21 protein-coding genes are annotated in these 22995 nt (G+C 69.2%); 17 read left to right on the top strand and 4 right to left on the bottom strand.

Going from position 1 to position 22995, the window contains the following annotated elements:
• Positions 1 to 91: 91 nt before the first annotated feature.
• Positions 92 to 1141: an ATP-binding cassette domain-containing protein gene (locus tag G5B31_RS16340; RefSeq protein WP_346763929.1), complete on the top strand. Its 1050-nt coding sequence runs from the start codon at positions 92 to 94 to the stop codon at positions 1139 to 1141.
• On the top strand, positions 1138 to 3096 hold the full coding sequence (locus G5B31_RS16335) for a proline/glycine betaine ABC transporter permease (RefSeq protein ID WP_165019275.1): 1959 nt from the start codon (positions 1138 to 1140) through the stop codon (positions 3094 to 3096). The genes G5B31_RS16340 and G5B31_RS16335 overlap by 4 nt, the downstream gene beginning before the upstream one ends.
• 15 nt (positions 3097 to 3111) lie before the next feature.
• Here the strand turns inward: G5B31_RS16335 and G5B31_RS16330 are convergent, their stop codons facing one another.
• Entirely contained in the window at positions 3112 to 4242 is a 1131-nt protein-coding gene (locus G5B31_RS16330) for a CoA transferase (RefSeq protein ID WP_346763928.1), read from the bottom strand.
• A 13-nt stretch (positions 4243 to 4255) separates the two neighbouring features.
• Positions 4256 to 4972 (bottom strand): TetR/AcrR family transcriptional regulator, encoded by a 717-nt coding sequence (locus tag G5B31_RS16325; RefSeq protein ID WP_165019273.1) that lies wholly within the window; start codon positions 4970 to 4972, stop codon positions 4256 to 4258.
• A 122-nt stretch (positions 4973 to 5094) separates the two neighbouring features.
• Between G5B31_RS16325 and G5B31_RS16320 the strand changes: the two genes are divergently transcribed.
• The 15 genes from G5B31_RS16320 to G5B31_RS16250 all read left to right on the top strand — a co-directional run bounded on the left by G5B31_RS16320 (position 5095) and on the right by G5B31_RS16250 (position 20785).
• Complete coding sequence (locus G5B31_RS16320) at positions 5095 to 5922, top strand: alpha/beta fold hydrolase (RefSeq protein WP_165019272.1); 828 nt, start codon at positions 5095 to 5097, stop codon at positions 5920 to 5922.
• 29 nt (positions 5923 to 5951) lie between these two features.
• Positions 5952 to 6710 carry an SDR family NAD(P)-dependent oxidoreductase gene (locus G5B31_RS16315; RefSeq protein WP_165019271.1) on the top strand — a complete coding sequence of 253 codons (759 nt, stop codon included), beginning with the start codon at positions 5952 to 5954 and terminating at the stop codon, positions 6708 to 6710.
• Positions 6703 to 8088 (top strand): amidase, encoded by a 1386-nt coding sequence (locus G5B31_RS16310; protein ID WP_165019270.1) that lies wholly within the window; start codon positions 6703 to 6705, stop codon positions 8086 to 8088. Before G5B31_RS16315 ends, G5B31_RS16310 begins: the two co-directional genes overlap by 8 nt.
• Positions 8081 to 8824 (top strand): enoyl-CoA hydratase/isomerase family protein, encoded by a 744-nt coding sequence (locus tag G5B31_RS16305; protein WP_165019269.1) that lies wholly within the window; start codon positions 8081 to 8083, stop codon positions 8822 to 8824. The genes G5B31_RS16310 and G5B31_RS16305 overlap by 8 nt, the downstream gene beginning before the upstream one ends.
• Positions 8821 to 9633 carry a MaoC/PaaZ C-terminal domain-containing protein gene (locus tag G5B31_RS16300; protein ID WP_165019268.1) on the top strand — a complete coding sequence of 271 codons (813 nt, stop codon included), beginning with the start codon at positions 8821 to 8823 and terminating at the stop codon, positions 9631 to 9633. The genes G5B31_RS16305 and G5B31_RS16300 overlap by 4 nt, the downstream gene beginning before the upstream one ends.
• A 38-nt stretch (positions 9634 to 9671) precedes the next feature.
• Positions 9672 to 10877 (top strand): ABC transporter substrate-binding protein, encoded by a 1206-nt coding sequence (locus G5B31_RS16295; protein WP_165019267.1) that lies wholly within the window; start codon positions 9672 to 9674, stop codon positions 10875 to 10877.
• 130 nt (positions 10878 to 11007) lie between these two features.
• Complete coding sequence (locus G5B31_RS16290; RefSeq protein ID WP_165019266.1) at positions 11008 to 12861, top strand: ABC transporter permease; 1854 nt, start codon at positions 11008 to 11010, stop codon at positions 12859 to 12861.
• On the top strand, positions 12858 to 13628 hold the full coding sequence (locus tag G5B31_RS16285; protein WP_165019265.1) for an ABC transporter ATP-binding protein: 771 nt from the start codon (positions 12858 to 12860) through the stop codon (positions 13626 to 13628). The genes G5B31_RS16290 and G5B31_RS16285 overlap by 4 nt, the downstream gene beginning before the upstream one ends.
• A gap of 8 nt (positions 13629 to 13636) precedes the next feature.
• The gene (locus tag G5B31_RS16280; protein ID WP_205911986.1) at positions 13637 to 14338 is read left to right on the top strand and encodes an ABC transporter ATP-binding protein; all 702 of its coding nucleotides are present in this window, start codon (positions 13637 to 13639) and stop codon (positions 14336 to 14338) included.
• Between the two features lie 11 nt (positions 14339 to 14349).
• Positions 14350 to 15513, top strand: coding sequence for an acyl-CoA dehydrogenase family protein (locus G5B31_RS16275; protein ID WP_165019263.1), 1164 nt, complete (start codon positions 14350 to 14352; stop codon positions 15511 to 15513).
• 12 nt (positions 15514 to 15525) lie between these two features.
• Positions 15526 to 17016 carry a class I adenylate-forming enzyme family protein gene (locus tag G5B31_RS16270; protein WP_165019262.1) on the top strand — a complete coding sequence of 497 codons (1491 nt, stop codon included), beginning with the start codon at positions 15526 to 15528 and terminating at the stop codon, positions 17014 to 17016.
• 2 nt (positions 17017 to 17018) lie between these two features.
• Entirely contained in the window at positions 17019 to 17900 is an 882-nt protein-coding gene (locus G5B31_RS16265) for a DMT family transporter (RefSeq protein ID WP_165019261.1), read from the top strand.
• Positions 17901 to 18001: 101 nt separating this feature from the next.
• Complete coding sequence (locus G5B31_RS16260) at positions 18002 to 18817, top strand: FAD synthetase family protein (RefSeq protein WP_165019260.1); 816 nt, start codon at positions 18002 to 18004, stop codon at positions 18815 to 18817.
• Positions 18814 to 20208 carry an aspartate ammonia-lyase gene (locus G5B31_RS16255; RefSeq protein ID WP_165019259.1) on the top strand — a complete coding sequence of 465 codons (1395 nt, stop codon included), beginning with the start codon at positions 18814 to 18816 and terminating at the stop codon, positions 20206 to 20208. Before G5B31_RS16260 ends, G5B31_RS16255 begins: the two co-directional genes overlap by 4 nt.
• Before the next feature lie 13 nt (positions 20209 to 20221).
• On the top strand, positions 20222 to 20785 hold the full coding sequence (locus tag G5B31_RS16250) for a HutD family protein (RefSeq protein ID WP_165019258.1): 564 nt from the start codon (positions 20222 to 20224) through the stop codon (positions 20783 to 20785).
• A 6-nt stretch (positions 20786 to 20791) separates the two neighbouring features.
• On the opposite strand, the gene G5B31_RS16245 is transcribed toward G5B31_RS16250, so the two are convergent.
• Together G5B31_RS16245 and G5B31_RS16240 are read right to left on the bottom strand one after the other, a co-directional pair.
• A complete protein-coding gene (locus G5B31_RS16245; protein ID WP_165019257.1) occupies positions 20792 to 21955 on the bottom strand; it encodes a LysR substrate-binding domain-containing protein in 1164 nt (387 codons plus the stop codon).
• Between the two features lie 106 nt (positions 21956 to 22061).
• Positions 22062 to 22994, bottom strand: coding sequence for a LysR family transcriptional regulator (locus G5B31_RS16240; protein WP_165019256.1), 933 nt, complete (start codon positions 22992 to 22994; stop codon positions 22062 to 22064).
• Position 22995 lies beyond the last annotated feature (1 nt).

The following is a 22995-nucleotide window of genomic DNA, read 5'->3' as shown; positions in this document are numbered from 1 at the left end:
GCCGGCAAAGGCCCCGCAGCCTCCTGATCTGAACCCGGCCCGCCCCTGTCCTTGCATCGGGGCGGGTCCGTTCCATCGGAAAGAAATGCCCGTGACCCAAGTCCTCTCCGCCCCGGCCCCGCAGGGCCCAGCCGATCCCGTCATTTCCTGCCGCAACGTCTGGAAGATCTTCGGGCCGCGCCCGCAGGCGGCGCGGGCCGAACTGCGGCTCGACCCCGATGCCCGGCCGCAGGGCCATGTCGTCGCCGTCCATGACGTGACGCTGGACGTGATGCCCGGCGAGATGCTGGTGGTGATGGGGCTCTCCGGCTCCGGCAAGTCGACGCTGGTGCGCTGCCTGTCGCGGCTGAACGAGATCACCTCGGGCGAGATTCTGGTCGAGGGGCGCGAGATCGGCAGGCTGAGCGAGGCGGAGCTGATCGACCTGCGCCGCCGCAAGATGGGCATGGTGTTCCAGAGCTTCGGCCTGCTGCCGAACCGCAACGCGCTGGAGAACGTCGCCTTCCCGCTGGAGATGCGCGGCCAGGACCGGCGGTCGCGTATCGAGCGGGCGCGCGAGATGCTGGCGCTGGTGGGCCTGAAGGGCCGCGAAAGCTATTTCCCGCGCGAGCTGTCGGGCGGCCAGCAGCAGCGCGTCGGCATCGCCCGCAGCCTGGCGGTGGAGCCCGACATCTGGTTCCTGGACGAGCCGTTCTCGGCTCTGGACCCGCTGATCCGGCGCGAGATGCAGGACGAATTCCTGCGGCTGAAGGGGATGCTGAGGAAGACCATCATTTTCATCACCCACGACTTCGACGAGGCCCTCCGCCTTGCCGACCGCATCGCCATCATGAAGGACGGCAGGGTCGAGCAATGCGACACCCCCGACCGGATCGTGCTGTCCCCGGCCACCGATTACGTCGCCCGCTTCACCGCCGAGATCGACCGCGCCCGGGTGCTGCGCGCCTCGGGCCTTGCCGCGCCCACGGGCCAGCCGGTCGAAGGCCCGTCGCTGCCGGGCGGGCAGACCCTGCGCGAGCTGGCGCGCCAGCTGGTCAACGACAGCCGCGACTGGATTCCGGTGGCCGACGCGGCGGGCCGCACCACGGGCGTGCTGGAACGGGCGAAGGCGCTGGACATCCTGCTCGGGGGGGCCGCATGAGCCTTGCCGAACGCATCCCGCTTGCCAGGACCGGAACCGGCCCCCGCGTGGCGCTGATCCTGCTGGGCACCGCCCTTCTGCTGGTGATCGGCCGCAATCTGCTGCCCGCGGGGCTGATGCGTCCGCCGGAAGGACTGATCCTGCCCTTCGCCGACTGGATCAACGCCGTCTTCGCCTTCCTGCGCGACGACCTGGGGTTGATGCAGGTGACCCGCGCCTTCGCCGCGATGCTGGAATGGCTGCTGGATGTGACGGCGAACCTGCTTTACGGCAAGAACCGCTGGCCCCGGATCGGGCCGCTGCCGTGGTCGGTGGTGGCGATTTCGATGGCGGCACTCGGCTGGGCGCTCGGCGGCTGGCGGCTGGCGGCGCTGTCGGGCGGCACCTTCGTCTGGATCGCGGTCATGGGCCAGTGGCAATGGGCGATGGAGACGCTGTCGGTCATCGTCGTCGCGGCGCCTTTCTCGATCCTGCTGGGCCTTGTGGTGGGAATCGCCGCCTGGCGCTGGACCTGGGCCGCGCGGGCGATGAACCCGATCCTGAACATCGCGCAGAGCCTGCCGCATTTCGCCTACATGATCCCGGTCGTGGTCTTCATCGGCGTCGGGCCGAAGGCGGGGGCGATCGTCACCATCATCTTCTCTGTCCCGCCGATGATCCGCATGACCGAGCTTGGCCTGCGCAAGGTGCCGGAAGAGGTGGTCGAGGCCGGACGGATGGGGGGCGCCACGCCCTGGCAGCTTTTGCGCTCGGTCCGGCTGCCGACGGCGCGGACCGAGATCCTGATCGGCGTCAACCAGGTCATCATGCAATGCCTGGCCATGGTGGTGCTGGCCAGTTTCATCGGGATGCCCGGCCTCGGGCAGAAGCTGTTGCAACTGTTGCAGGCGCTGAAGATCGGGCTTTCGGTCGAGATCGGCATCACCATCGTGCTGATCGCCGTGGTGCTGGACCGGCTGTCGAAGGCCTGGGCGATGCGCCAGCCGGTGCACCATGACGAGGGCCGGACCTGGGTGCGCCGCCATCCGGTGCTGGTGGTCTGGGCGCTGGCCGTGGTGGCCGCCTTCGTGCTGGCGCAGGCGGTGCCGCTGCTGGCCGAGGTGCCGCGCCGGCAGGCGCTGAGCATCGCCGGGCCGCTGGACGCGCTGGTCGACGGGTTCATCCGCCTTGTCGATCCGGTCACCACCTGGCTGCGCTGGTTCCTGATTACCTGGCTGCTGATCCCGCTGCGCGACGGGATGCTGTGGCTGCCGTTCTCGGCGGTGCTGCTGGCCCTCGCGGCGGCGGGATGGGCCATCGGCGGGCTGCGCTCGGCCCTCGTCATGCTGGGGTTCTTCGGGCTGATCGCCCTGTCGGGCTGGTGGGACCGGGCGATGATCACCGTCTACATGGTCGGCTTCTCGGTGCTGATCGCCGCGATGATCGGCTTTCCGCTGGGGATATGGGCCACGCGCAGCGATGCCCGCGCCCGCCGGGTGCTGCTGCTTTGCGACACGGCGCAGACCTTCCCCAGCTTCATCTACCTGATCCCGGTGGTGATGCTGTTCGGGGTGAACGACGTGGCCGTGGTCGCCGCCGTCGTCACCTTCGCCGCCGTTCCCCTGATCCGCTACACCATCGAGGGCCTGCGCGGCGTTCCCGCCGAACTGGTCGAGGCCGCGCAGATGAGCGGCGCCACCCGGCAGCAGATGCTGTGGCACGTCCGCCTGCCCTTCGCGCTGCCGGTGATGATGGTGGGGGTGAACCAGTCGGTGATGTTCTCGCTGTTCATGGTGATCATCGCGGCCTTCATCGGCACCCAGGACCTGGGGCAGGAGCTGCAGCGCGCGCTGTCGGCCACCGATGTCGGCAAGGGGATGGTGCTGGGGCTGGCAGTGGCCTTCATGGGCCTTGCCGTCGACCATCTGGTGAAACGCTTGACCGAGCGGCGGCGGGCCGAGGGGATGCCGGGATAGAGGGCCCGGACGGGATCAGATCGGTTCCGGGTCCCGCCCGAGAAGAGCCCCGTTTGCTTCTCCCAGAGACGGGGCATGGGACGCGGTGTCTTCTGCGCGAAGCTCTGGCGCGACGATCGAAGGCAGGGCCGGAACGACCCGGTCCGCGATCCCGATCCGGCGGTCGAAGACGCCCCGGGCGGCCCAATGGGGGTCGCGCAGGGCTTCCTCGAAGGAAAGCACGACAGAGCAGCAGACATCCGCGCCGGCGAAGGCGGCAGCCCATTCCGCGGCGTCCCGCCCGGCGATCAGGGCCGCAACGGCGGATTTCGTCGCCGGGGGATCGCGGGCGTCGTCGATCAACTCGGCCGGAAGGCCGATGATCGCTGCAAACTTCGCCCAGAACTTGTCCTCCAGCGGGGCCGCCGCAAGGAAGCGGTCGTCCCGCGTGCGGTAGATCTGATAGCGCGCAGAGCCGCCGGTCAGGGGGTCGCCGCCGGCGACCGGCCGGTGCCGAAGGGCTTTGGCATCTCCGACGGCCCGGTAGGCCATCGGAAACAGGTTCTCGCCCATGGCGACGTCGATCCGGCAGCCGGTGCCGTCGCGGTCGCGCCGGCGAAGCGCCAGCAGGATGTTTATCATCGCCGGATAGGTTCCGGCGGCAATGTCGGCAGAGGGAAGCGGCGGCAGCACGGGGGCGCCGTCGGCGCCGACGCTCAGCCCCAGGACCCCGGTCTCCGCCATGTAGTTCAGGTCGTGCCCTGCTTCGTCCGCCTTGGGTCCGGCACCGCCCCATCCGGTGATCGAGCAGTAGATGATGTCGGGGTTGATCGCCCGCACGTCCTCGTATCCCAGCCCGAGCCGCGCCATCACGCCGGGCCTGAACTGCTCGACGATGACATCGGCCGCCTTGAGAAGCGGCAGGAGCCGGTCCTTCGCGCCGGGGTCCTTCAAGTCGAGGGCGACCGACGATTTGCCGCGGTTCAGCAGGGCGAAGCTGACGCCTTCATCCCCGATCGCCGGCGCGAAATCCCGCATGGCGTCGCCGGTCGCCGGACGCTCGACCTTGACGACCTTCGCCCCGGCATCGGCAAGGAACAGGGTGGCGAGCGGCCCCGGCAGAAGCGTGCTGAAGTCGAGGATCAGCAGATCCTTCAGGGGCGGCACCGCGGCCGGCGGGCTAGGCAAGCTTGTCGCGTCCCGGAACGCTCTGCCCATGGTCGGAAGCTTGAGACCGATCCGGCAGGGTCATGCCCGGCTGGTCGCGGAACAGCGCCAGATACCAGATGTCGCTGACGATCCTGGTGGCATCCTCCACCGGCAGCAGGGTGGCGCCGGCGCCGGGATGGGCATACCAGACATAGGCGGACTGCTCGGTCATCGAGGCCAGGGCCTCCAGCACCGTCCGGGCCGGGACGGCAGCGATCTCGGCGATGCCGTGGTCGCGCCGCAGGGCCGAGGCCACCCGCAGGATGTGGCTTTCGCGCATGAACCACCACATGTCGGTGTAGCGCTGGTCCACCATCGTGGCCTCGATGAAGGCCCGCATCACCTTGCGGTGCTTGCAGTAATGCGACAGGTAGCCCCGGTTCGCCTCGAGGATCGACTCCAGGGGGGCGGAGCGGAAGCCGGGCGGGCCGCTGGGGCGGCTGGCGGCGTAAAGCTCGTTGTGGATGTCGTGGATGATGGCAAGGAACACATCGTCCTTGTTGTCGAAGTAGCGGTAGAGCGCGCCCATCGACAGGCCGGCCTTCTCGGCCAGATCGCTCATCCGCATCGAGACATAGCCCGATTCGCCAAAGACCTCTCGCCCCGCTTCGAGGATGCGGGCGACGGTGGCCCGGCCCTTCGGGGTGGTGGGGTTCGGCAGCCTTGGCTCAGGAGCTTTTTCGAGCATTTTCCCGCACTTTTAAAAAAGTGACATCACTATTGCTTTTTCTGAAACCGGATTATAGTGTGAAGCTGTCGAAAGAACAACAGCCGATGCAACTGCGCGACGGGCTGACAGGGAAGACAACCATGGCAAACGACGATGCCGCGGCGGCCGCAGGGGCGGTTTCCGCAACCGCCAAAGTATTGCTCGGCGACATCGAGGTCGCCTACCGCAGGGCCGGCAGCGGCGCACCGGTGGTCTTCGTCCATGGCCTGGCCGAGGACGGCGGCAGCTGGGACGGCATCCTCGGGCGATTGCCGGCCGGGGTGGCGGCCCATGCGGTCGACCTGCGCGGCCATGGCGGCACCACGGCGGGGCAGGGCGACGGCACCCCGGCGCAGCTTGCGGAGGACCTGGCGGCCTTCCTCGATGCGGTCACCGGCCCGGCGGTCTGCGTCGGGTTCTCGCTTGGCGGCGTGATCGTGCTAGAAGCGGCGCTCCGGCGCCCGGACATGCTGCGCAAGGCGATCGTCGTCGGCACCTCCAGCAAGGTCGGCCGCGCCGCCGCCGCCTTCTTCGAGGAGCGGATCGCCCAGCTTCGGGACGATCCCGAAGGGTTCCGCCTTGCCCTTGCCGCCGATACCGAGGCGCAGATCGTCAGGAACCGTCCCCTGTCCGCCGAAATCGCCGCCCGCCGCATCGCCGCCGTGGGCGAGGGCGCGGGCTATGCCAATGCCACCCGCGCGATGATCGCCATGGCCGCCGCGCCGCTGACCGAAAGGCTGCGCGACATCCGCGTGCCCGTCCACATCATCCAGGGCGCCGGAGACGTCTTCTGCCCGCAGAAGGCCGCCGACATCCTGCGCGAGGCGATGCCGCAGGCCAGCTATACGGAAATCCCCGACGCCGGCCATCTGATCGCGGTCGACCAGCCGGAGCTTCTGGCCCGCGACATCGCCGCCGCCCTGACCTGAACCGCCCACCGATCCCTGGAGAACTGCAAATGAGCGACAAGAAGATTGCCATCGTCACCGCGGCCGCCGGCGCGGGCATCGGGGCGGCCATCGCTCGTCAGCTGGCCGCGGACAGGATGCGGGTCGTCATCACCGACCTGCACGAGGGCCGCATGGCGAAGCTGTCGGAAGAGCTGTCCGGCGTCGTCGGCGAGGAATGCCCCTGGTTCAGGCTGGATGTCGGTGACCATGCCGCGGTGGAATCCGTGTTCGGCGAGGTCGCCCGGCGCTACGGCCGGATCGACGTTCTGGTCAACAACGCGGGCTGGTCGAAGATCGAGCCGGTGGCCGAGATGTCGCTGGAAACCTGGCAGAAATGCCTCGACATCGACCTGACCGGCACCTTCAGCTGCATGCGCTTTGCCCTGCCGCACATGATCGCGGCGCAGTCGGGCGCCATCGTCAACATCTCCTCGATCTCGGGCTGGGAGATGACGACCGAACATGGCGCGGCCTACTCGGCGGCCAAGGCGGGGGTGATGGCGCTGACCCGGGTGGCGGCGGCCGAGAACGGCAAGAACGGCATCCGGGTGAATGCCATCGCGCCGGGGCTGATCTACAACGACTTCCTCCGCCGCATCTACCCGGACGAATTCTTCGACACCTATCTCGAAAAGAAGGCGCGGGTGAACCGGCTGGGCCGGCCCGAGGACGTGGCGCATCTGGTGTCCTTCCTGGTCGGCGACAAGGCGGGCTACATCACCGGCGAGACCTATGGCGTCAGCGGCGGGGTGCATCCCCATGCTTGACCATCCCGATCCCCTGGTCCGGGCCGCGCCTTCGGCCGCCAGCCTGATCGGCGCCTTCCGGTCGGGCGAGGTGTCGCCGGTCGAGGCGGCAAGGGCCGCGCTGGACCGTATCCGCGATTGCGACGATACGCTGGGCGCGATGGTCGTGCGGACCGAGGACCTGGCGATGGCACAGGCCGAGGCCGCCGAAGCCGGCTGGCGCGCGGGCGAGGCGGGGCCGCTGGCGGGCGTGCCGGTGTCGATCAAGGACACCTTCGACATCGCCGGCTTCGTCACCACCCGCGGCTCGCGCGTCTTCACGCAGAACCTGGCGCTCGAGGACAGCGGCGTGGTCCGCCGCCTGCGCGCGGCGGGGGCGGTCTTCGTCGGCAAGACCAACACCGCCGAATTCGGCCAGTCGGCCACCAGCGAGAACAGGCTCGGCCCGGTCACGCGCAACCCCTGGGACACCGCCGCCACCCCCGGCGGATCGAGCGGCGGCGCGGCGGTCTCGGTGGCGGCGGGCTATGTGCCGCTGGCCCTCGGCGCCGATGGCGGCGGGTCGATCCGCATCCCGGCGGCGATGACCGGCGTCTTCGGCTTCAAGCCCAGCTACGGCCTTTGCGCCGATGAGGGCGGCTTTCGCGGGATGAGCGATTTCTGCTGTGCCGGTCCGCTGTCGCATGACGTGGCGGATGCCCGGCTGTTCCTGTCGGTGCTGGCCGAGAAGGATTTCAACAGCCGCGGCAAGGGCGGCCTGCGCCGGATCGGTTTCTGCGCCGCGCCCGACGGGCTGCCGGTCGATCCTGCGATCCGTGCCGCCGTGGTGCAGGCCGCCGCCCTGCTGACGGACCTGGGCCATCCAGTCGAGGAGATCCGGCTCGACCTGAAAGGCTGGGACGAGACCTTCGGTCCGCTGGTCCTGGCCGAGGAATGGCGCGAGCGCGGGCATCTGCTGAATCGCTTCCGCGACGACCTGACCGATTACGAACTCGGCAGCCTCGAAGCCGCGCGCAACCTGACGCCCGCGCAGGTGGAGCGTGCCCGCGCCGCGCATGGCAGGTATCGCGCCCGCATCGCGGAATTGTTCGCCCGGTTCGACATGCTGCTGCTGCCCACCACCGCCGCGCCCGCCTTCCCGATCGGCCAGCGCCCGCGGGAGATCGACGGCCAGCGCGTCGGCCGCCTCTGGGGGCCGTTCCCCTTCACCTCGCCCTTTAATGTCGCCGGAACTCCGGCCGCGGCGCTGCCCTGCGGCGTCAGCGACGGGCTGCCGCTGTCGGTGCAGCTGGTGGCGGGCTTCGGGCAGGATGCGGCGCTGCTCGATCTGGCGCAGGATCTGGAGGAGGCGCTGGATTTCCGCGCCCGCCACATCGACCGGACGGCCCGCCATGGCTGACCTTCGCACCGAAACGCCGCAGCCGGGGGTGCGCGTCCTGACGCTGGCGCGGGCCGAAAAGCGCAATGCGCTGTCGCGCAGCCTGATCGCCGCGCTGCAGGACCGCCTGCGCGAGGCCGAGGCCGAAGGCATCCGGGCGCTGGTGATCGCCGGCGAAGGCCCGGCCTTCTCGGCCGGGGCGGATTTCGCCGATCTGGAGGGCGATGCCTCGGACGCGGCTTTCGATGCCGCCATGTCGGGGCTGACCGCCGCGCTGCGGGCCAGCCGAGTGATCTCCTTCGCGGCGGTCGAGGGGGCTTGCCTGGGGGCGGGGCTCGATCTGGCGCTGGCCTGCGATTTCCGCGTGGCGGGGCCGGGGGCCGGTTTCTCGCTGCCCGCGGTGAAGATGGGCATCCTCTACAACCCGCAGCGGCTGGCGCAGATCCTGCCGATGCTGAGCCATGCCGCCGCGCTGCGCCTGCTGCTGCTGGCCGAGCGGCTGGACCGGGACGAGGCGCTTGCGGGGGGCCTCGCCACCCATGCCGCCGATGCGGGCGAAACGCTGGCGACCGCCGTGGCGCTGGCAGGCCGTGCGGCCGCGCTGCCGCCGCTGGCCCAGGCTGCGGCAAAGGGCTTCGTCACCGCCTTCCACGCTGCGGATTTCGATGCGGCGGACTGGCAGGCCCGGCGGATGGACCTGCTGGCCTCGGACGAGCGGGCCGAGGCGCTGCGCAAGGCAAGGGAACCGAAGAGATGACCAGACCGACGACGTTCCGGGACCTGATCGGCCATGACCTCGGCCGGCAGGAGATCGGCTGGACCGAACGCGACGCCATCCTCTATGCGCTGGCCTGCGGCGCGCAGGCCGACGAACTCGACCTGGTCTACGAGCGCGACCTGCGCCCGCTGCCGGGGATGGTCGCTGCGCTCGGCCTCTGGGCGGTGGAACGCTGCGGCGACCTCGGCGTCTACGACCGCAGGAAATCGCTGCATGTCTCGCAGAGGATCGCGATCCACGGCCCGCTGACGCGCAGCGCCACCCTGTCCACGCAGGGCCGCGTCGTCGCGGTCTGGGACAAGGGCAAGGCCACCATCGTCGAGATCGAGGTGTCCTGCGACCTGTTCACCGCCAGCTATTCCATCTTCCTGCCCGGCATCGGCGGCTGGGGCGGGCCGGAGGCTCCGGCCGCATCCAGGGCCGAACCGCCGGCCCTGGCGCCGATGGGCGATTGCCGCACCTCGCCCGAACAGGCGGTGCTCTATCGGCTGACCGGCGACCTGCATCCCGTCCATGTCGATCCCGAGGTGGCCCGGGGCTACGGCTTCGACCGGCCGATCCTGCACGGCCTCTGCACCCTCGGCATCGCCTTGCGGCTTCTGGGCAGGGCGACCGGCCATCATCCGGCCGACCTGCGCAAGGCCGCTGCCCGGCTCAGCGCGCCGGTGCTGCCCGGCGATCTGCTGACGCTGCGCGCGGCACCGTCCGGCGACGGTTTCGCCTTCGATGTCGCCGTGGGCGACCGGCAGGTGCTGAAAGACGGCTTTGCCGGCTTCGGCCCGGCCTGAGACTGCACTCGAAAAACGAACATAAAAGGGAGGCTACGATGAAGACCACTTTCCTGAAGGCCATGGCCGTCTCGGCGATGGTGCTTCTTTCCGGCGGCGCAGGGGCGGACAGCATCAAGATCGGCGAGATGTCGTCCTATTCGTCCAGCCCGCAATCGACCGAGGCCTACCGCAAGGGCTGGCAGCTGGCGGTCGAGCATATCAACGCCGACGGCGGCGTGCTGGGCAAGACGCTGGAAGTCGTCTCGCGCGACGACACCGGCAAGCCCGACGCCGCGCTGCGGGCGGCGCAGGAACTGGTCACGAACGAGAACGTCGTGCTGCTGACCGGCACCTACCTGTCGAACGTGGCCGTCGCGGTGGCCGATTTCGCCAATACCAACAAGGTGTTCTTCCTTGTCGGCCAGCCGCAGAGCGACACGCTGATCTGGGAGAAGGGCAACCGCTACACCTTCCGGCTGTTCAACAGCATGCATTCGCAGGTCACGGCGATGGCGCAGATGGCTGCCAAGCTGCCGGCGAAACGCTGGGCGACCATCGCGCCGAACTACGAATACGGCCAGTCGGCGGTGAAGGGTTTCCAGGAAGAGCTGAAACGCCTGCGCCCGGACGTGGAATTCGTCAACGAGCAATGGCCGACGCTGGGCAAGCTGGAGGCCGGCTCCACCGTGCAGGCGATGATCGCGGCCGAGCCGGATGCGGTCTTCAACGCCACCTTCGGCGCCGACCTGGCGAAATTCGTGCGCGAGGGCAACACCCGCGGCCTGTTCGAGGGGCGCGAGGTCTATTCCATCCTGACCGGCCTGCCCGAATACCTGGAACCGCTGGGAGACGAGGCGCCCGAGGGCTGGACCGTCACCGGCTATCCGGTGGAACAGATCGAGACGCCCGAACACGCCGCCTTCCGCACCGCCTATGAAGAGGCCTACGGCGAATTGCCCAAGGTCGGCTCGCTGATCGGCTATACCGAGATGCTGGCGATCCGGGCGATCCTCGAAAAGGCCGGCAGCACCGAGACCGAGGCCCTGATCGCCGCCGCCCGCGGCGTGACCTTCGACACGCCCATCGGACCGATGGCTTTCCGCGCCCAGGATCACCAGTCCACCTTCGGCTTCTACATCGGCAAGCTGGCCGTGGTGGATGGGATGGGCCGGATGGTGGACTGGCAGTTCTACGACGGCGCCGATTTCCAGCCGCCCGACGATCTGGTGAAGAGCCTGCGCCCCGAAGAGGCGACGAAGTGATCCCCGCGGGGCGCCGCCGCGTGGCGCCCCGGCACCTGCCGCCCGCGTCGCCGGGGGACGCGCCGCCAGCCGATACGACCATCCAGCGACAGAAGACGGCGCCCGTCCGCAGCCCGGAGACCCACAGGTCATGTATGACGCATCCACCTTGTTCGCCCAGCTTCTGAACGGGCTTTCCTATTCCTCGACCCTGTTCCTGGTCGCCTCGGGGCTGGCGCTGATCTTCGGCGTGACGAAGATCGTCAACTTCGCCCATGGCTCCTTCTACATGCTGGGCGCCTATATCGCGCTGACGGTGACCAATGCGCTGCCGACCACGGGCTTCGGCTTCTGGGGCGGCGTCGTGATCGCCGCGCTGGTCGTGGGCGCCATCGGCTGCCTGATCGAGGTGACGATCCTGCGCCGGATCTATCAGGCGCCGGAGGTGTTCCAGATCCTCGTCACCTTCGGGCTGGTGCTGGTGTTCCAGAACCTGATCTACGAATTCTGGGGGCCGGACGAGGTGCTGGCCCCGCGCGTGCCGGGCCTGAAGGGCGCGGTCACCATCTTCGGCGAGCGTATCCCGCAATACAACATCGCGCTGATCTTCGTCGGCCCGGTCTTCCTCGGCCTGCTGTGGTGGTTGACCCACCGCACCCGCTGGGGCCGCCTGATCCGCGCCGCGACGCAGGACCGCGAGATGGTGGCCTCGCTGGGGGTGAACCAGAAGACCCTGTTCACCGCCGTCTTCTTCATCGGCACTTTCCTGGCCGGCCTGGCCGGCGCGCTGCAGATCCCCAAGGAATCCGCCAACCTGCAGATGGATATCAACATCGTCGTCGAGGCCTTCGTGATCGTGGTGATCGGCGGCATGGGCTCGATCATGGGGGCCTTCCTGGCCGCCGTGCTGGTGGGGGTGATCAACGCCTTCGGCGTGCTGTTCTTCCCGCAGGCGGTGTCGGTGCTGATCTTCCTGGTCATGGTGCTGGTGCTGGTGTTCCGGCCGAACGGCCTCTTGGGCGGGCGCATGGTGGCGCAGCGTCCGGGCGACCTGTCGATCGACCAGCCGTTCCGGCTGCCGACCCGGGCGATGAAACAGGCGATGCTGGCCGCCGTTCTCGCGCTGGCGCTGCTGCCGTTGGTGCTGCCGCTCTATTTCGAGGTGATCATGACCGAGGTCTTCATCCTGGCCATCTTCGCCGGCAGCCTGCATTTCCTGCTGTCGGTGGGGGGCATCGTCTCCTTCGGCCATGCCGCCTATTTCGGCCTCGGCTCCTACGCGGCGGCGCTGGTGGCGACCCGGCTGGGCCTGCCGATGGCCGCGGGTGTCCTGGCCGCCATGGTGGCGGGCGCCGGCGGAGGGTTGCTGTTCGGCTGGTTCTGCACCCGGCTGAAGGGGGTCTATCTCGCCATGCTGACGCTGGCCTTCGCGCAGATCCTGTTCACGCTGTCGATCCAGATGGTCTCCGTCACCGGCGGCGACAACGGCATCGTCGGCCTGACCCGCCCGTCCTGGCTGAATTCGCACATGGCCTATTACTACCTGGCGCTGGCGGCGGCGGTCCTGGCGACCCGGCTGATGCGGCGCGCCCTCTACGCCCCCTTCGGCTTCGCCTTCCGGGCGGGACGCGACTCGCTGGCGCGCTCGGCCGCCATCGGCATCGACACCGCGCGCATCCAGTGGGGCGCCTTCGTCCTGTCGGGCGCCTTCGCGGGCCTGGCCGGCGCGCTGATGGCCTATCACCGCGGATCGGTGTTCCCGACCGACTTCTCGGTCTCGACCACGGTCGATGCGCTGGTGATGGTGCTGGTCGGCGGGGTCCAGTCGGTCAGCGGCCCGCTGATCGGGGCGCTGTCCTATCACTTCGTCTCGGTCGAGCTGATCCGCAACCTGGCCGATTACTGGCGCCTGATCCTCGGCCTCTTCATCATCGTCTTTGTGCTTGGCGTGCCGCAGGGGATCGTCGGGGCCTTCATGAACCGCTTCGGAAAGGGGGAGAGATGAGCACTCTGACAGTCGACGACATCAGCAAGTCCTTCGCGGGCGTCAAGGCGGTGCAGGGCGTCTCGTTCGAGGTCGGAGCGGGGCAGATCCTCGCGCTGATCGGCCCGAACGGGGCGGGCAAGTCCACCTGCTTCAACATGCTGAACGGCCAGCTGCGCGCGGATACCGGATCGGTCCATTTCGACGGGCACGATATCACCCGCGAGACCCCCAGCCAGATCTGGCGCCGGGGCGTGGGGCGCACCTTCCAGATCGCGCAGACCTTCGGGTCGATGACCGTGCGCGAGAATGTCCAGATGGTGCTGCATTCGGTGCACCGCCGCCTGGCCGCACTGTGGCGGCCGCTGAGCCACAATTACTGCGAGGAGGCGGATACCCTGCTGGAGGCGGTGGGGATGCATACCCAGGCCGACCGCGCCTGCTGCGTGCTGGCCTATGGCGACGTGAAGCGGCTGGAGCTGGCGATGGCGCTGGCCAACCGGCCGAAACTGCTGCTGATGGACGAACCCACCGCCGGCATGGCGCCCAAGGAACGCAACGAACTGATGAGCCTGACCGCCCGCCTGGTGAAGGAACGCGGGCTGTCGGTGCTGTTCACCGAACACAGCGTCGACGTGGTGTTCGAGCACGCCGACCAGGTCGTCGTCATGTCGCGCGGCAAGCTGATCGCCAAGGGCGTGCCGGCGGAGATCCGCGAAGACCCGCTGGTGCAGGAGGTCTACCTGGGCAGCGGCGCCTTCCTCGAAACCTCGGAGATCGGCCAATGAGCACACCCATGCTGGAAGTCACCGGGCTGAACGCCGCCTACGGACAGGCGCAGATCCTGTTCGACATGAACCTGAAGGTCCGTGCCAACGAGGTCGTGGCGATCATGGGCCGCAACGGCGCCGGGAAATCCACCACCTTCAAGGCGCTGATGGGGCATCTGAAGAACCGCTCCGGCTCGGTCCGCTTGCGCGGCGAGGCGATCGAGAAACTGCCGGTCTACCAGATCGCGCGCAGGGGCCTCGGCTTCGTGCCCGAGGACCGGCGGATCTTCTCGGAGCTGACGGTGCTGGAGAACCTGGACCTCGGCCGCCAGCCGCCGCGGGAAGGCGCGGCGGAATGGACGGTGGAGACGCTGTTCGACGCCTTTCCCAACCTTGCCGCGATGCCCGACCGCCCGGGCTCGGACATGAGCGGCGGCGAGCAGCAGATGCTGACCATCGCCCGCACTCTGATGGGCAACCCCTATCTCGTCCTTCTCGACGAACCCTCCGAGGGCGTGGCGCCGGTCATCGTCGAACGGCTGGCACGGCTGATCCTGGACCTCAAGGCCAAGGGGCTGACCATCCTGCTGTCCGAGCAGAACCTGGCCTTCGCCGCCGCGCTGGCCGACCGGGCCTATGTCCTCGACCGCGGACATATCGTCTTTGAAGGCACCATGGCCGAGCTGTCCGCCAACGAGGCGGTCTGCCGCGCCTATCTGACCATGTAGGAAGAAAAGACATGACCGAACCGGATGTTTCCCCCGTTGTCGAAGGCGTGCGCCAGTTCGTGCGGCGCGAGATCGCGCCCCATGTCGCGCGCTTCGAGGCGCAGGACGAATTCCCGCAGCAGGTGGTCGATGCCATGGCCGGGCTCGGCCTCTTCGGCATGGTCATCCCCGAGGAACATGGCGGGCTGGACCTGCCGCTTGAGGACTACGTGGCGATCATGGAGGAACTGGGCGCCGGTTGGTCGGCGATGCCCAGCTTCCTGAACAGCCATTGCACCGTGGCCCGACTGATCGCGACCTACGGCACCGCGGAGCAGAAGGCGCGCTACCTGCCGCAACTGGCCGACGGGTCGCGCCGCGCCGCCATCGTGCTGACGGAACCCTCCACCGGATCGGACCTGAAGCAGGTGCGCGCGCAGGCGGTGCCGCAGCCGGACGGCGGCTTCGTGCTGAGCGGGCAGAAGATCTTCATCACCAACGGCCAGCGGGCGCGGCTGCACATGGTGCTGGCGCGGGCGCCCGCGGCGGATGGCAAGGGGCCGATCAGCCTGTTCATCGTGGAATCCGAGGCGCCGGGGGTCGAGGTCTCGCGGCTGATCGACAAGATGGGCTTCAAGCATGTCGATACCGCCGAGCTGCGCTTCGACAAGGTGCGGCTGGGGCCGGAGGCCCTGCTGGGCGGCGAGGCCGGCAAGGGCCTGCCGCAGGTGCTGTCGATGCTGGAGACCGGGCGGCTGGCGATGGCGGGCACGGCCGTCGGCATGGCGCGCAACGCGCTGGCCGTGGCGCTGCAATATTCGAAGGACCGCGAAACCTTCGGCCAGCCGATCTGCAACCATCAGGCGGTGCAGATCCATCTGGCCAACATGGCGACGCAGCTTGTCGCCTCGCGCGCCATGATCGGCGAGGCGCTGCGCCACAAGGCGCGCTACGGCCGGGCCGACATGCTGGCCTCGATGGCGAAGCTGTTCGTCACCGAGGCGACGATGCAGATCACCCAGGATGCGATGCGCGTCCTGGGCGGCTACGGCTATGTCGCGGAATTCCCCATCGAGCGGCTGTATCGAGAGGCGCCGATCTATGTGCTGACCGAGGGCTCGAACGAAATCCAGCGCATCGTCATCGCGCGCGAGATGATCAAGGCCGACGGTCCCGAACGCCTGGGCCTCGTGTAGGGAAGCCGCACCATGACACCCACCGATGTCGTCACCCCCGTCCTGTGCCATGCCGAGGCGCGGCCCGACCATCCCGCCTTCGTCTTCGGCGACCGGACGCTGACCTACCGCGGCCTTGCGGACCAGTCGCGCCGCCTTGCCTCTGCGCTGCTCTCCGCCGGCCTGCGCAGGGGCGACCGCGTGGCCGTCCTGTCGCCGAACCGGCCCGAGATATTCTCGGTCTATCTTGGTCTGGCGATGATCGGGGCGGCCATCGTGCCGGTGAACGCCGAATTCGCCGCCGATGAAATCCGCTACATCCTGGACCACAGCCAGGCCCGGATGGTGATCCGCGCCGACGCGCTTGCCGCGCAGGTGGCCGAGGCTTCCGAGGGCTTGGCCGGCCACCCGCAGGTCGAGGATTTCGACACCTTCCTGGCCCGCGCTGCCGGGTTCGCGCCCTACGACGGGCCGCAGCTCGGCTCGGGCCAGGATCTCGTGCTGCTGTGCTACACATCGGGCACGACCTCGAAGCCGAAGGGCGTTGCCGCCACCCATGCCAACGAACTGGCCTCGGCGCTGGCCTACGGCGGGATGATGGCGATCACGCCGGCCGACCGCGAACTGGTGACGCTGCCGCTGTCGTTCAGCTACGGCTTCCACGCCGCGACCTATGTCGCGCTTCTCAGCGGCGCCACTGTCCTGCTGGCGCCGCGCTTCCACCCGCGGCTGGCGCTGGAGGCGATCGAGGCGCTGCGGCCGACCGTCTTCCTCGGCGTGCCGACGATGTATGCGATGATGGCCGATGTCGCGCGCAAGGAGGGGCGGCGCCCCGACCTGTCGTCGCTGCGGCTGACGGCCTCGTCCGGGGCGGCGCTGAACGACCAGCTGCTGGCGGATTGCCGCGACCATCTGGGGATCGAGGTCCGCCCCTATTATGCCATGACCGAGGTCCGGCCGATCTTCTCCTTCGACCTGCGCCACGGCGCGATGCCGCCGCCCGGCTCGGTCGGGCGCCTGATCGCGCCGACCGAGGTCCGGCTGGTGGACGAGGCCGGGCAGGATGCCGGCGACGGGCAGGTCGGCGAGTTGTGGGTCCGCGGTCCCAGCTTTTCCGGCGCCTATTACAAGGACCCGGAACGCACCGCGCAGGCGATGGTGGAGGGCTGGTTCCTGACCGGCGACCTGGCGTCGCGCGATGCGGAGGGCAACTATTTCATCGTCGGCCGCACCCGCGACCAGATCATCTCGGGCGGGGCCAAGATCGCCCCCATCGAGGTCGAGGACATCCTGCTGGCCCATCCGGGCATCGCCGCCGCCGCGGTGGTCGGCCAGCCCGATCCGGTCTTCGGCCAGGTGGTGAAGGCGGTGATCGTGAAGGCCGACCCGGCCCTGACCGCCGAGGAGGTGCGGGCGCATTGCGAGGGCCGGATCGCCGACTACAAGGTGCCGCGTGTCGTCGCCTTCATGGAGGCGCTGCCGATGGCGCCCTCGGGCAAGATCCTGAAGACGGCGCTGGTCTGACCGTGGCCGCCCCTGCGCAGGGGATCGCCATCCTCCGCGGCACGCTGGCCGGCGTGGCCGCGGCGACGATCTGGAGCGGCTGGTATGTCCTTGCACGGCACGGCGTGACGGCCGGGGGGATGGACACTTGGGATCTGGCGGCGCTGCGCTTCGTGGTGGCCGCGCCGCTGCTGCTGCTGATCCTGCGGCGGGTGCCGTTTTCCCGCGGCAGCCTGGCCCGGTCGGCGGTCATGGCCCTCGGCGCCGGGCCGGCCTTCGTCATCGTGGTCGGCACCGGCTTCCTTCATGCCCCGGCCAAGTTCGGCGGGGCGCTCTCGGCGGTGTCGGGCGTGCTCTTCACCCTGATCGGCAGCCGGGTCCTGCTGCAGGAGCCGCTGGGGCGGCTGCAGAAGGCGGGCATCGCCATTGCCGTTGCGGGGCTGGCGATCCTCGTGCTGGCGGCGGAGGGCAGGGGGTCGCCCTTTCCTTTCCTCGCCGGCGGCCTGCTCTGGGCCGCCTACGGCATCGCCTTCCGCAAGAGCGGCCTGACGGCGCTGGAGGCGGTGACGGCGGTCGCGCTGATCTCGGCCGTCGTCTATCTGCCCGCCTATTTCCTGGCGACCGGGGCAAGGCTGTGGCAGGCCCCGCCGCGGGAGCTTCTGTTGCAGGGGCTGGGGCAGGGCGTGGTCACCGGGATCGTGGCGCTGGCGCTGCACGCCCGCGCGGTCGCCGATCTGGGGGCGACGCGGGGCGCGCTGTTCCAGAGCCTGGTCCCGCCCTTCACCCTGATCCTGTCCTTCGCCTTCCTGGGCGAGGTGCCGGCCCCGGTCGAAATGGCCGCCATCCTGGTCATCCTGGCCGGCGTTCACGTCGCGCTGCGCTATCATGTTCCGATGAAGCCTTAGTCGGGAATAGGATTTTTCGAGGCAGGGGCTCGGAACTTCGGAATTTCCCGGGTGGGGCCGCGATCCTACAGTCGCGGGGCGCAACAGGGAAATCAGGTCCGATGGTGCTTTTGCAGCCGCTTTGTCCGCCGCCCGTCCGCCCCGGCAGCCGGCCTGTCATCGTCAGGCAATCGCTTCCTGCCGGGCATCGCCTGCGCGGCGGGGTGCTGGTGCTGGGGAATTTCGACGGCTTCCACCGCGGCCACCGGGCGCTGGTCGCCATCGCCCGCAGGATCGCCTGCGGCCGGCCGGTCGCGGTGATGTCCTGCGAGCCGCATCCGCGCGCCTTCTTCGGCGCGCAGGACGGGGCGTTCCGGCTGGCCTCGCCCGACAGCAAGCAGCGGCTTCTGGGCAGCGAGGGAGTGGATTTCATCTTCTCGCCGCGCTTCGATGCCGCCTTCGCCGGGCTCTCTCCGGCGGATTTCGCAGGGGAGGTGCTGGCCGGGGCGCTTGGCGTTTCGGCGGTGGTGGCGGGGGCGGACTTCCGCTTCGGCCGCGGCCGGGCGGGGGACATGGCGATGCTGGCGGAACTGGGGCAGCACCGCGGCTTTGCCGTTCACGCAGCGCCCGAAGTGGCGGCGGGCGGCGAACGGATTTCCTCGACCCGCATCCGTGCGGCGCTGCGCGGCGGCGACCTGGCCCAGGCCGAACGCCTGCTCGGCGCGCCTTGGCTGGTCGAGGTGCTGCGCGGCACCGACGGGCGGCTGCACCTGCATCCGGCGCTGTGCCGCCCGCGCGCCGGCCTCTGCCTCGCCACGCCCGAGACCGGCGCGCCGGTCCGGGTGGAGATCACCGCGGAGGGCGCCTTCCTTCCCGCCGCGCCGGCGGCGCCCGGCTTCTGGCGCCTGAGCGCGGCCGGCCGGCAGGATTGCCGATGACCGCTTCCTTCGCGCTGCGGGTCGAGACCGATCTGCTGGGCCCCCGCCAGCTGCCGGCGGAGGCGCTTTACGGCATCCATACCCTGCGGGCGGCGGAGAATTTTCCGGTCAGCCGGGCGCTGATCGGCCATTACCCCGAACTGGTGCGCGGGCTTGCCATGGTGAAACTCGCCGCCGCGCGGGCGAACCGCGACCTGGGGGTGTTGGGCGTGGCGCATCACGATGCGATCGCCGCCGCCTGCGCGCAATTGCTTGAGGGGCAACATCACGACGCCTTCGTCGTCGGGATGATCCAGGGCGGGGCGGGCACCTCGACCAACATGAACGCCAACGAGGTGATCGCCAATCTGGGGCTGATCGCGCTTGGCCGCCGCCCCGGCGACTATGCCCATCTGCATCCGAACGACCATGTGAACCGCTCCCAATCGACCAATGACGTCTATCCGACCGCGCTGCGGATCGCCTTGCTGCTGGCGGCCCGGCCGCTGGAGGACGAACTGGCCCGGCTGGCGCAGGCGTTCCGCGACCGCGCCGGCGATTTCGCACAGGTGCTGAAACTCGGCCGCACCCAGCTTCAGGATGCGGTGCCGATGACGCTGGGGGCGGAGTTCGCCGGCTTCGCCGCCGGGGTGGAGCAGGACCTGCGCCATCTGCGCACGGCGCTTGCGGAGCTGACGGCGGTCAACCTGGGCGGCACCGCCATCGGCACCGGGATCACCGCGCCCGAAGGCTATGGTCCCTGCGCGCGGGCGCATCTGGCGGCGATCAGCGGCTATGAGATCCGCGCGGCCGAGGACCTGATCGAAGCCTCCTCCGACATGGGTGCGCTGGTCGCGGTCTCGGCCGCATTGCGCCGGGTGGTGCTGCGGCTGTCGAAGATCTGCAACGACCTGCGGCTCTTGTCCAGCGGGCCGCGCGCCGGCCTGGGCGAGATCCACCTGCTGCCGGTGCAGGCCGGGTCCTCGATCATGCCCGGCAAGATCAACCCGGTGATCCCCGAGATGGTCAGCCAGATCGCCTATCAGGTGATCGGCCACGACCTCAGCGTGACCATGGCAGCCGAGGCGGGCCAGTTGCAGCTGAACGCAATGGAGCCGCTGATCGCCCATGCGCTGCTGGAGTCGCTGCGCCTGCTGGCCTCGGGCGTGCCGGTGCTGCGGCTGCGCTGCGTGGAGGGCATCCGCGCCGATGCCGAACGCTGCCGCGCCCATCTGGAGGCCAGCACCGCGATGTGCACGCCGCTGGTGCCGGTGATCGGCTATTCCCGGGCCTCGGGCCTGGCGCAGCGCGCTTTGGCGGAAAACCGCCCGCTGGCCGATCTGGTGGTGGCCGAGGGGCTGATGTCGGCGGCGGAGTTCGCCGCGCTGGAACGCGCGGCCTGCGCGGTCTGAACGGGAGAGCGATATGGTGCTGCGTCATCTGCCCGAGGCGGGCTACGATACCCGGCCCTGGAAGAACGGCCAGGGCGTGACCGACGAGGTGCTGCTGCTGCCCGAAGGCGCCGGCCGCGCCGGCTTCGACCTGCGCATCAGCCGCGCCAGGATCGACGCGCGCGGGCTGTTTTCGGCCTTTCCGGGTGCGGACCGCATCATCACCGTGATCGAAGGCGCGGGGCTGCGGCTGGAGTTCGGCGACCGGAGCGTCACGCTGGACCCGCTGGAGCCCTTCGGCTTCGACACCGGCCTGACCCCGGACGGGATTCCGCTGGGGCAGGGCGTGCGGGTCTTCAACGTCATGGCGGCGCGGGAAGCCTGGGTGCTCGGCCCGGCGCGGGTCCTGCGCGGCGGGGCAATGGACACCGATGCGGCGCTGACGGTGGTGTTCGCTCTCGGGATCGGGGTCCGGATCGGGGAAGCCGGCGCGCAGCTGTCGCCCGGCCCGGGCGACACGGCGCTGGCGGGGCAGGGCGCCCGCATCGCCGGCCCCGCCCTTGTCATACCGCTGACGCCCGCGCCCGGCCGGGGCTGAGTCCGCTCAACCGCTTTGGGGGAAGGCGTCCCGGCAGAGCGCGATGAAACGCTTCGCCGGGGCCGAAAGCGCGGTTCCCTTGCGCCAGGCGATGGCGATGCGTCCCGGCGCATGATCGCCCAGCAGGGGGCGCGCGACCAGCCGCATCCCGTCGTAGGTCATGTCCGCGGCCGGCTTGGTGGTCAGAAGCGCATAGCCCAATCCATGGCCGACCAGCCCGCGCAGCATCTCGAAGGACCGCGTGCGCCAGGCCACCAGCGGCTCCACTCCGGCCCTGCGCATCAGGCCGAGGAAATAATCGGAACTGGGCGGCGCATCCAGCAGGACCATCGGCTCCTCCACCAGTTCGGTGGGCTCGATCTCGGATTGCTGCGCCAGCCGGTGGCCGTCGGCCAGAAGCACGTAAGGGGAAAGCTCCTGCAGCGGCAGCGTCTCGAAGCTCTCGTCCAAGTCGAGGTCGTAAAGCAGCGCCACCTCGCTTTCGCCGGCCTTCAGACTTTCGCTCAGCCGGCGCTGGTCGCCCTCGACCAGGCTCACGTCGAAGCCTTCCATCTGCCGGATCAGCCGCGGAATGACGAAGGGCCCGAAGGTGTGGAAGCACCCCACGGTCAGCCGCGACCCCATCCGCACCTGCGCCGAAGCCAGCGAGCGCGCCCCGTCGATGCGGATCGAAGAGCCATAGGCGCGATTGGCATAGATCAGCGGCGATCCGGCGCGGGCCACATGCAGGTCATGCACCTCGCAGAGGAAGATGTGATGCGTCCCCACCTTCTCGGACGAGAGCAGCCGGCAGTCGAAGGCCACCAGCGGATTCTCGATCCGGGGCGCGCCCGAGGGCATGGCCACCCATTCCGCGCAGTCGAACTTGTCGCCGACCTCGTTGCGGAAGCGGCCGGCGAAGGTGTCCGAGATATAGGACTGGTCGTCGCGCAGCACGTTCACGCACAGCACGCCGTTCTCCACGATCTTCGCCGCCGCCGGGCTGAGGTGATGGACGCAGACCAAAAGCGTGGGCCAGTCGCTGTCGGCCGAGACCGAGGCCATCGCCGAAACCGTCACGCCCGCGCGCCCGGCGGGGCCGTCGGTGGTGACGATGTTGACCGTGCAGGCTGCATGGCTCATCCCGTCGAGGAACCTGTCGCGGATTCCCTGGCCCAGCTTTCCATCCACCGCGGAACCTCCCTTGCAATTCTGGGAGGCATTCTTCCAGCAGCGCGAAGCGCGGGAAAGAAGGCTTTTCTGGCGTTCAGGCTTTGAAAAAACGAAGCTGCGCCGTTCAGCTTGCGGGAACCGGCACCATGCCCGGCAGGCCGTCTTCGCGGATGACCTCGCGGCAGAACGCCTCGAAAGCCTCGCAGACCCGCGAGCGTTTCAACTCCTTGAGATAGGCGAGGCCCAGTTTCATCGGCGGGTAATCCTCGGCCAGCTCGACATAGACCAGCGGCCGGTCGTTCTCGGCCCGCATGTTTTTGGGCCGCACCGTCATCAGCGAATAGCCGACCCCGGCCCCCACGTAAGAGCGCAGCGCGGCCGGGGAACTGGTTTCGGTGACGATGCGCGGCGCAAGGCCGAGCCTTTCGAACAGCGACAGGAAATATTGCCGGGTGAGCGGCAGGTCGAGCAGGATGAACGGCTCCTGCGCGATCTCGGCCAGGCTCAGGCTGGACCGTCCCGCCAGCGGATGGTCGGCGGGCAGAAGCACATAGGTCGGCAGCAGGGCCAAGGGGACGAAGGTCATGTCGATGGAAAGGCTGATCTCGTAGGTCAGCGCCACATCCAGCCGCGCGGTGCGCAGCCCTTCCAGCAATTCGCTTTCGCTGCCTTCGGTGACATGCATCCGCACGTCGGGGTGGCGGGTGACGAACTTCTTCCACAGCTCGGGCACGATCAGCGGCGTGAAGGTGCGGAAGGCCCCGACGTTGATCGGCCCCGCCACCATGCCCATGGCGGAATTCACCACGTCGTAAAGCCCGTAGCTGTCGCGCAGCACCTCTTTCGCCGCCGACAGCAGCCTTTGGCCGGGAGGCGTCAGCGACAGGCCCTGGGCGTGCTGGCGCACGAAAAGCTGCACCCCCAGCTCGGTCTCCAGATGCGAGATCGCGGCGGAAATCGACGGCTGCGAGATGTTCACCTGCTCGGAGGCGCGGGTCACGCTGCCGGTCTCGCCGGCGGCGACGAAATAGCTGAGCTGGCGAAGGGTGAAGCGCATG

Origin of the sequence: Rhodobacter sp. SGA-6-6, from assembly GCF_011043545.1 — a bacterium.
Lineage (GTDB): Bacteria > Pseudomonadota > Alphaproteobacteria > Rhodobacterales > Rhodobacteraceae > Pseudogemmobacter.
The sequence above is the reverse complement of the archived record's forward strand: the minus strand, read 5'-3'. Positions and strand labels throughout refer to the sequence as shown.

Excerpts from the sequence above, each read along its gene's own strand:
- G5B31_RS16320 (WP_165019272.1), top strand. The coding sequence starts at position 5,095 with ATGGCAAACGACGATGCCGCGGCGGCCGCAGGGGCGGTTTCCGCAACC.
- G5B31_RS16290 (WP_165019266.1), top strand. The coding sequence starts at position 11,008 with ATGTATGACGCATCCACCTTGTTCGCCCAGCTTCTGAACGGGCTTTCC.
- G5B31_RS16315 (WP_165019271.1), top strand. The coding sequence starts at position 5,952 with ATGAGCGACAAGAAGATTGCCATCGTCACCGCGGCCGCCGGCGCGGGC.
- G5B31_RS16300 (WP_165019268.1), top strand. The coding sequence starts at position 8,821 with ATGACCAGACCGACGACGTTCCGGGACCTGATCGGCCATGACCTCGGC.
- G5B31_RS16250 (WP_165019258.1), top strand. The coding sequence starts at position 20,222 with ATGGTGCTGCGTCATCTGCCCGAGGCGGGCTACGATACCCGGCCCTGG.
- G5B31_RS16295 (WP_165019267.1), top strand. The coding sequence starts at position 9,672 with ATGAAGACCACTTTCCTGAAGGCCATGGCCGTCTCGGCGATGGTGCTT.
- G5B31_RS16310 (WP_165019270.1), top strand. The coding sequence starts at position 6,703 with ATGCTTGACCATCCCGATCCCCTGGTCCGGGCCGCGCCTTCGGCCGCC.
- G5B31_RS16275 (WP_165019263.1), top strand. The coding sequence starts at position 14,350 with ATGACCGAACCGGATGTTTCCCCCGTTGTCGAAGGCGTGCGCCAGTTC.
- G5B31_RS16325 (WP_165019273.1), bottom strand. The coding sequence starts at position 4,972 with ATGCTCGAAAAAGCTCCTGAGCCAAGGCTGCCGAACCCCACCACCCCG.
- G5B31_RS16280 (WP_205911986.1), top strand. The coding sequence starts at position 13,637 with ATGCTGGAAGTCACCGGGCTGAACGCCGCCTACGGACAGGCGCAGATC.
- G5B31_RS16270 (WP_165019262.1), top strand. The coding sequence starts at position 15,526 with ATGACACCCACCGATGTCGTCACCCCCGTCCTGTGCCATGCCGAGGCG.
- G5B31_RS16305 (WP_165019269.1), top strand. The coding sequence starts at position 8,081 with ATGGCTGACCTTCGCACCGAAACGCCGCAGCCGGGGGTGCGCGTCCTG.
- G5B31_RS16260 (WP_165019260.1), top strand. The coding sequence starts at position 18,002 with ATGGTGCTTTTGCAGCCGCTTTGTCCGCCGCCCGTCCGCCCCGGCAGC.
- G5B31_RS16240 (WP_165019256.1), bottom strand. The coding sequence starts at position 22,994 with ATGCGCTTCACCCTTCGCCAGCTCAGCTATTTCGTCGCCGCCGGCGAG.
- G5B31_RS16255 (WP_165019259.1), top strand. The coding sequence starts at position 18,814 with ATGACCGCTTCCTTCGCGCTGCGGGTCGAGACCGATCTGCTGGGCCCC.
- G5B31_RS16285 (WP_165019265.1), top strand. The coding sequence starts at position 12,858 with ATGAGCACTCTGACAGTCGACGACATCAGCAAGTCCTTCGCGGGCGTC.
- G5B31_RS16335 (WP_165019275.1), top strand. The coding sequence starts at position 1,138 with ATGAGCCTTGCCGAACGCATCCCGCTTGCCAGGACCGGAACCGGCCCC.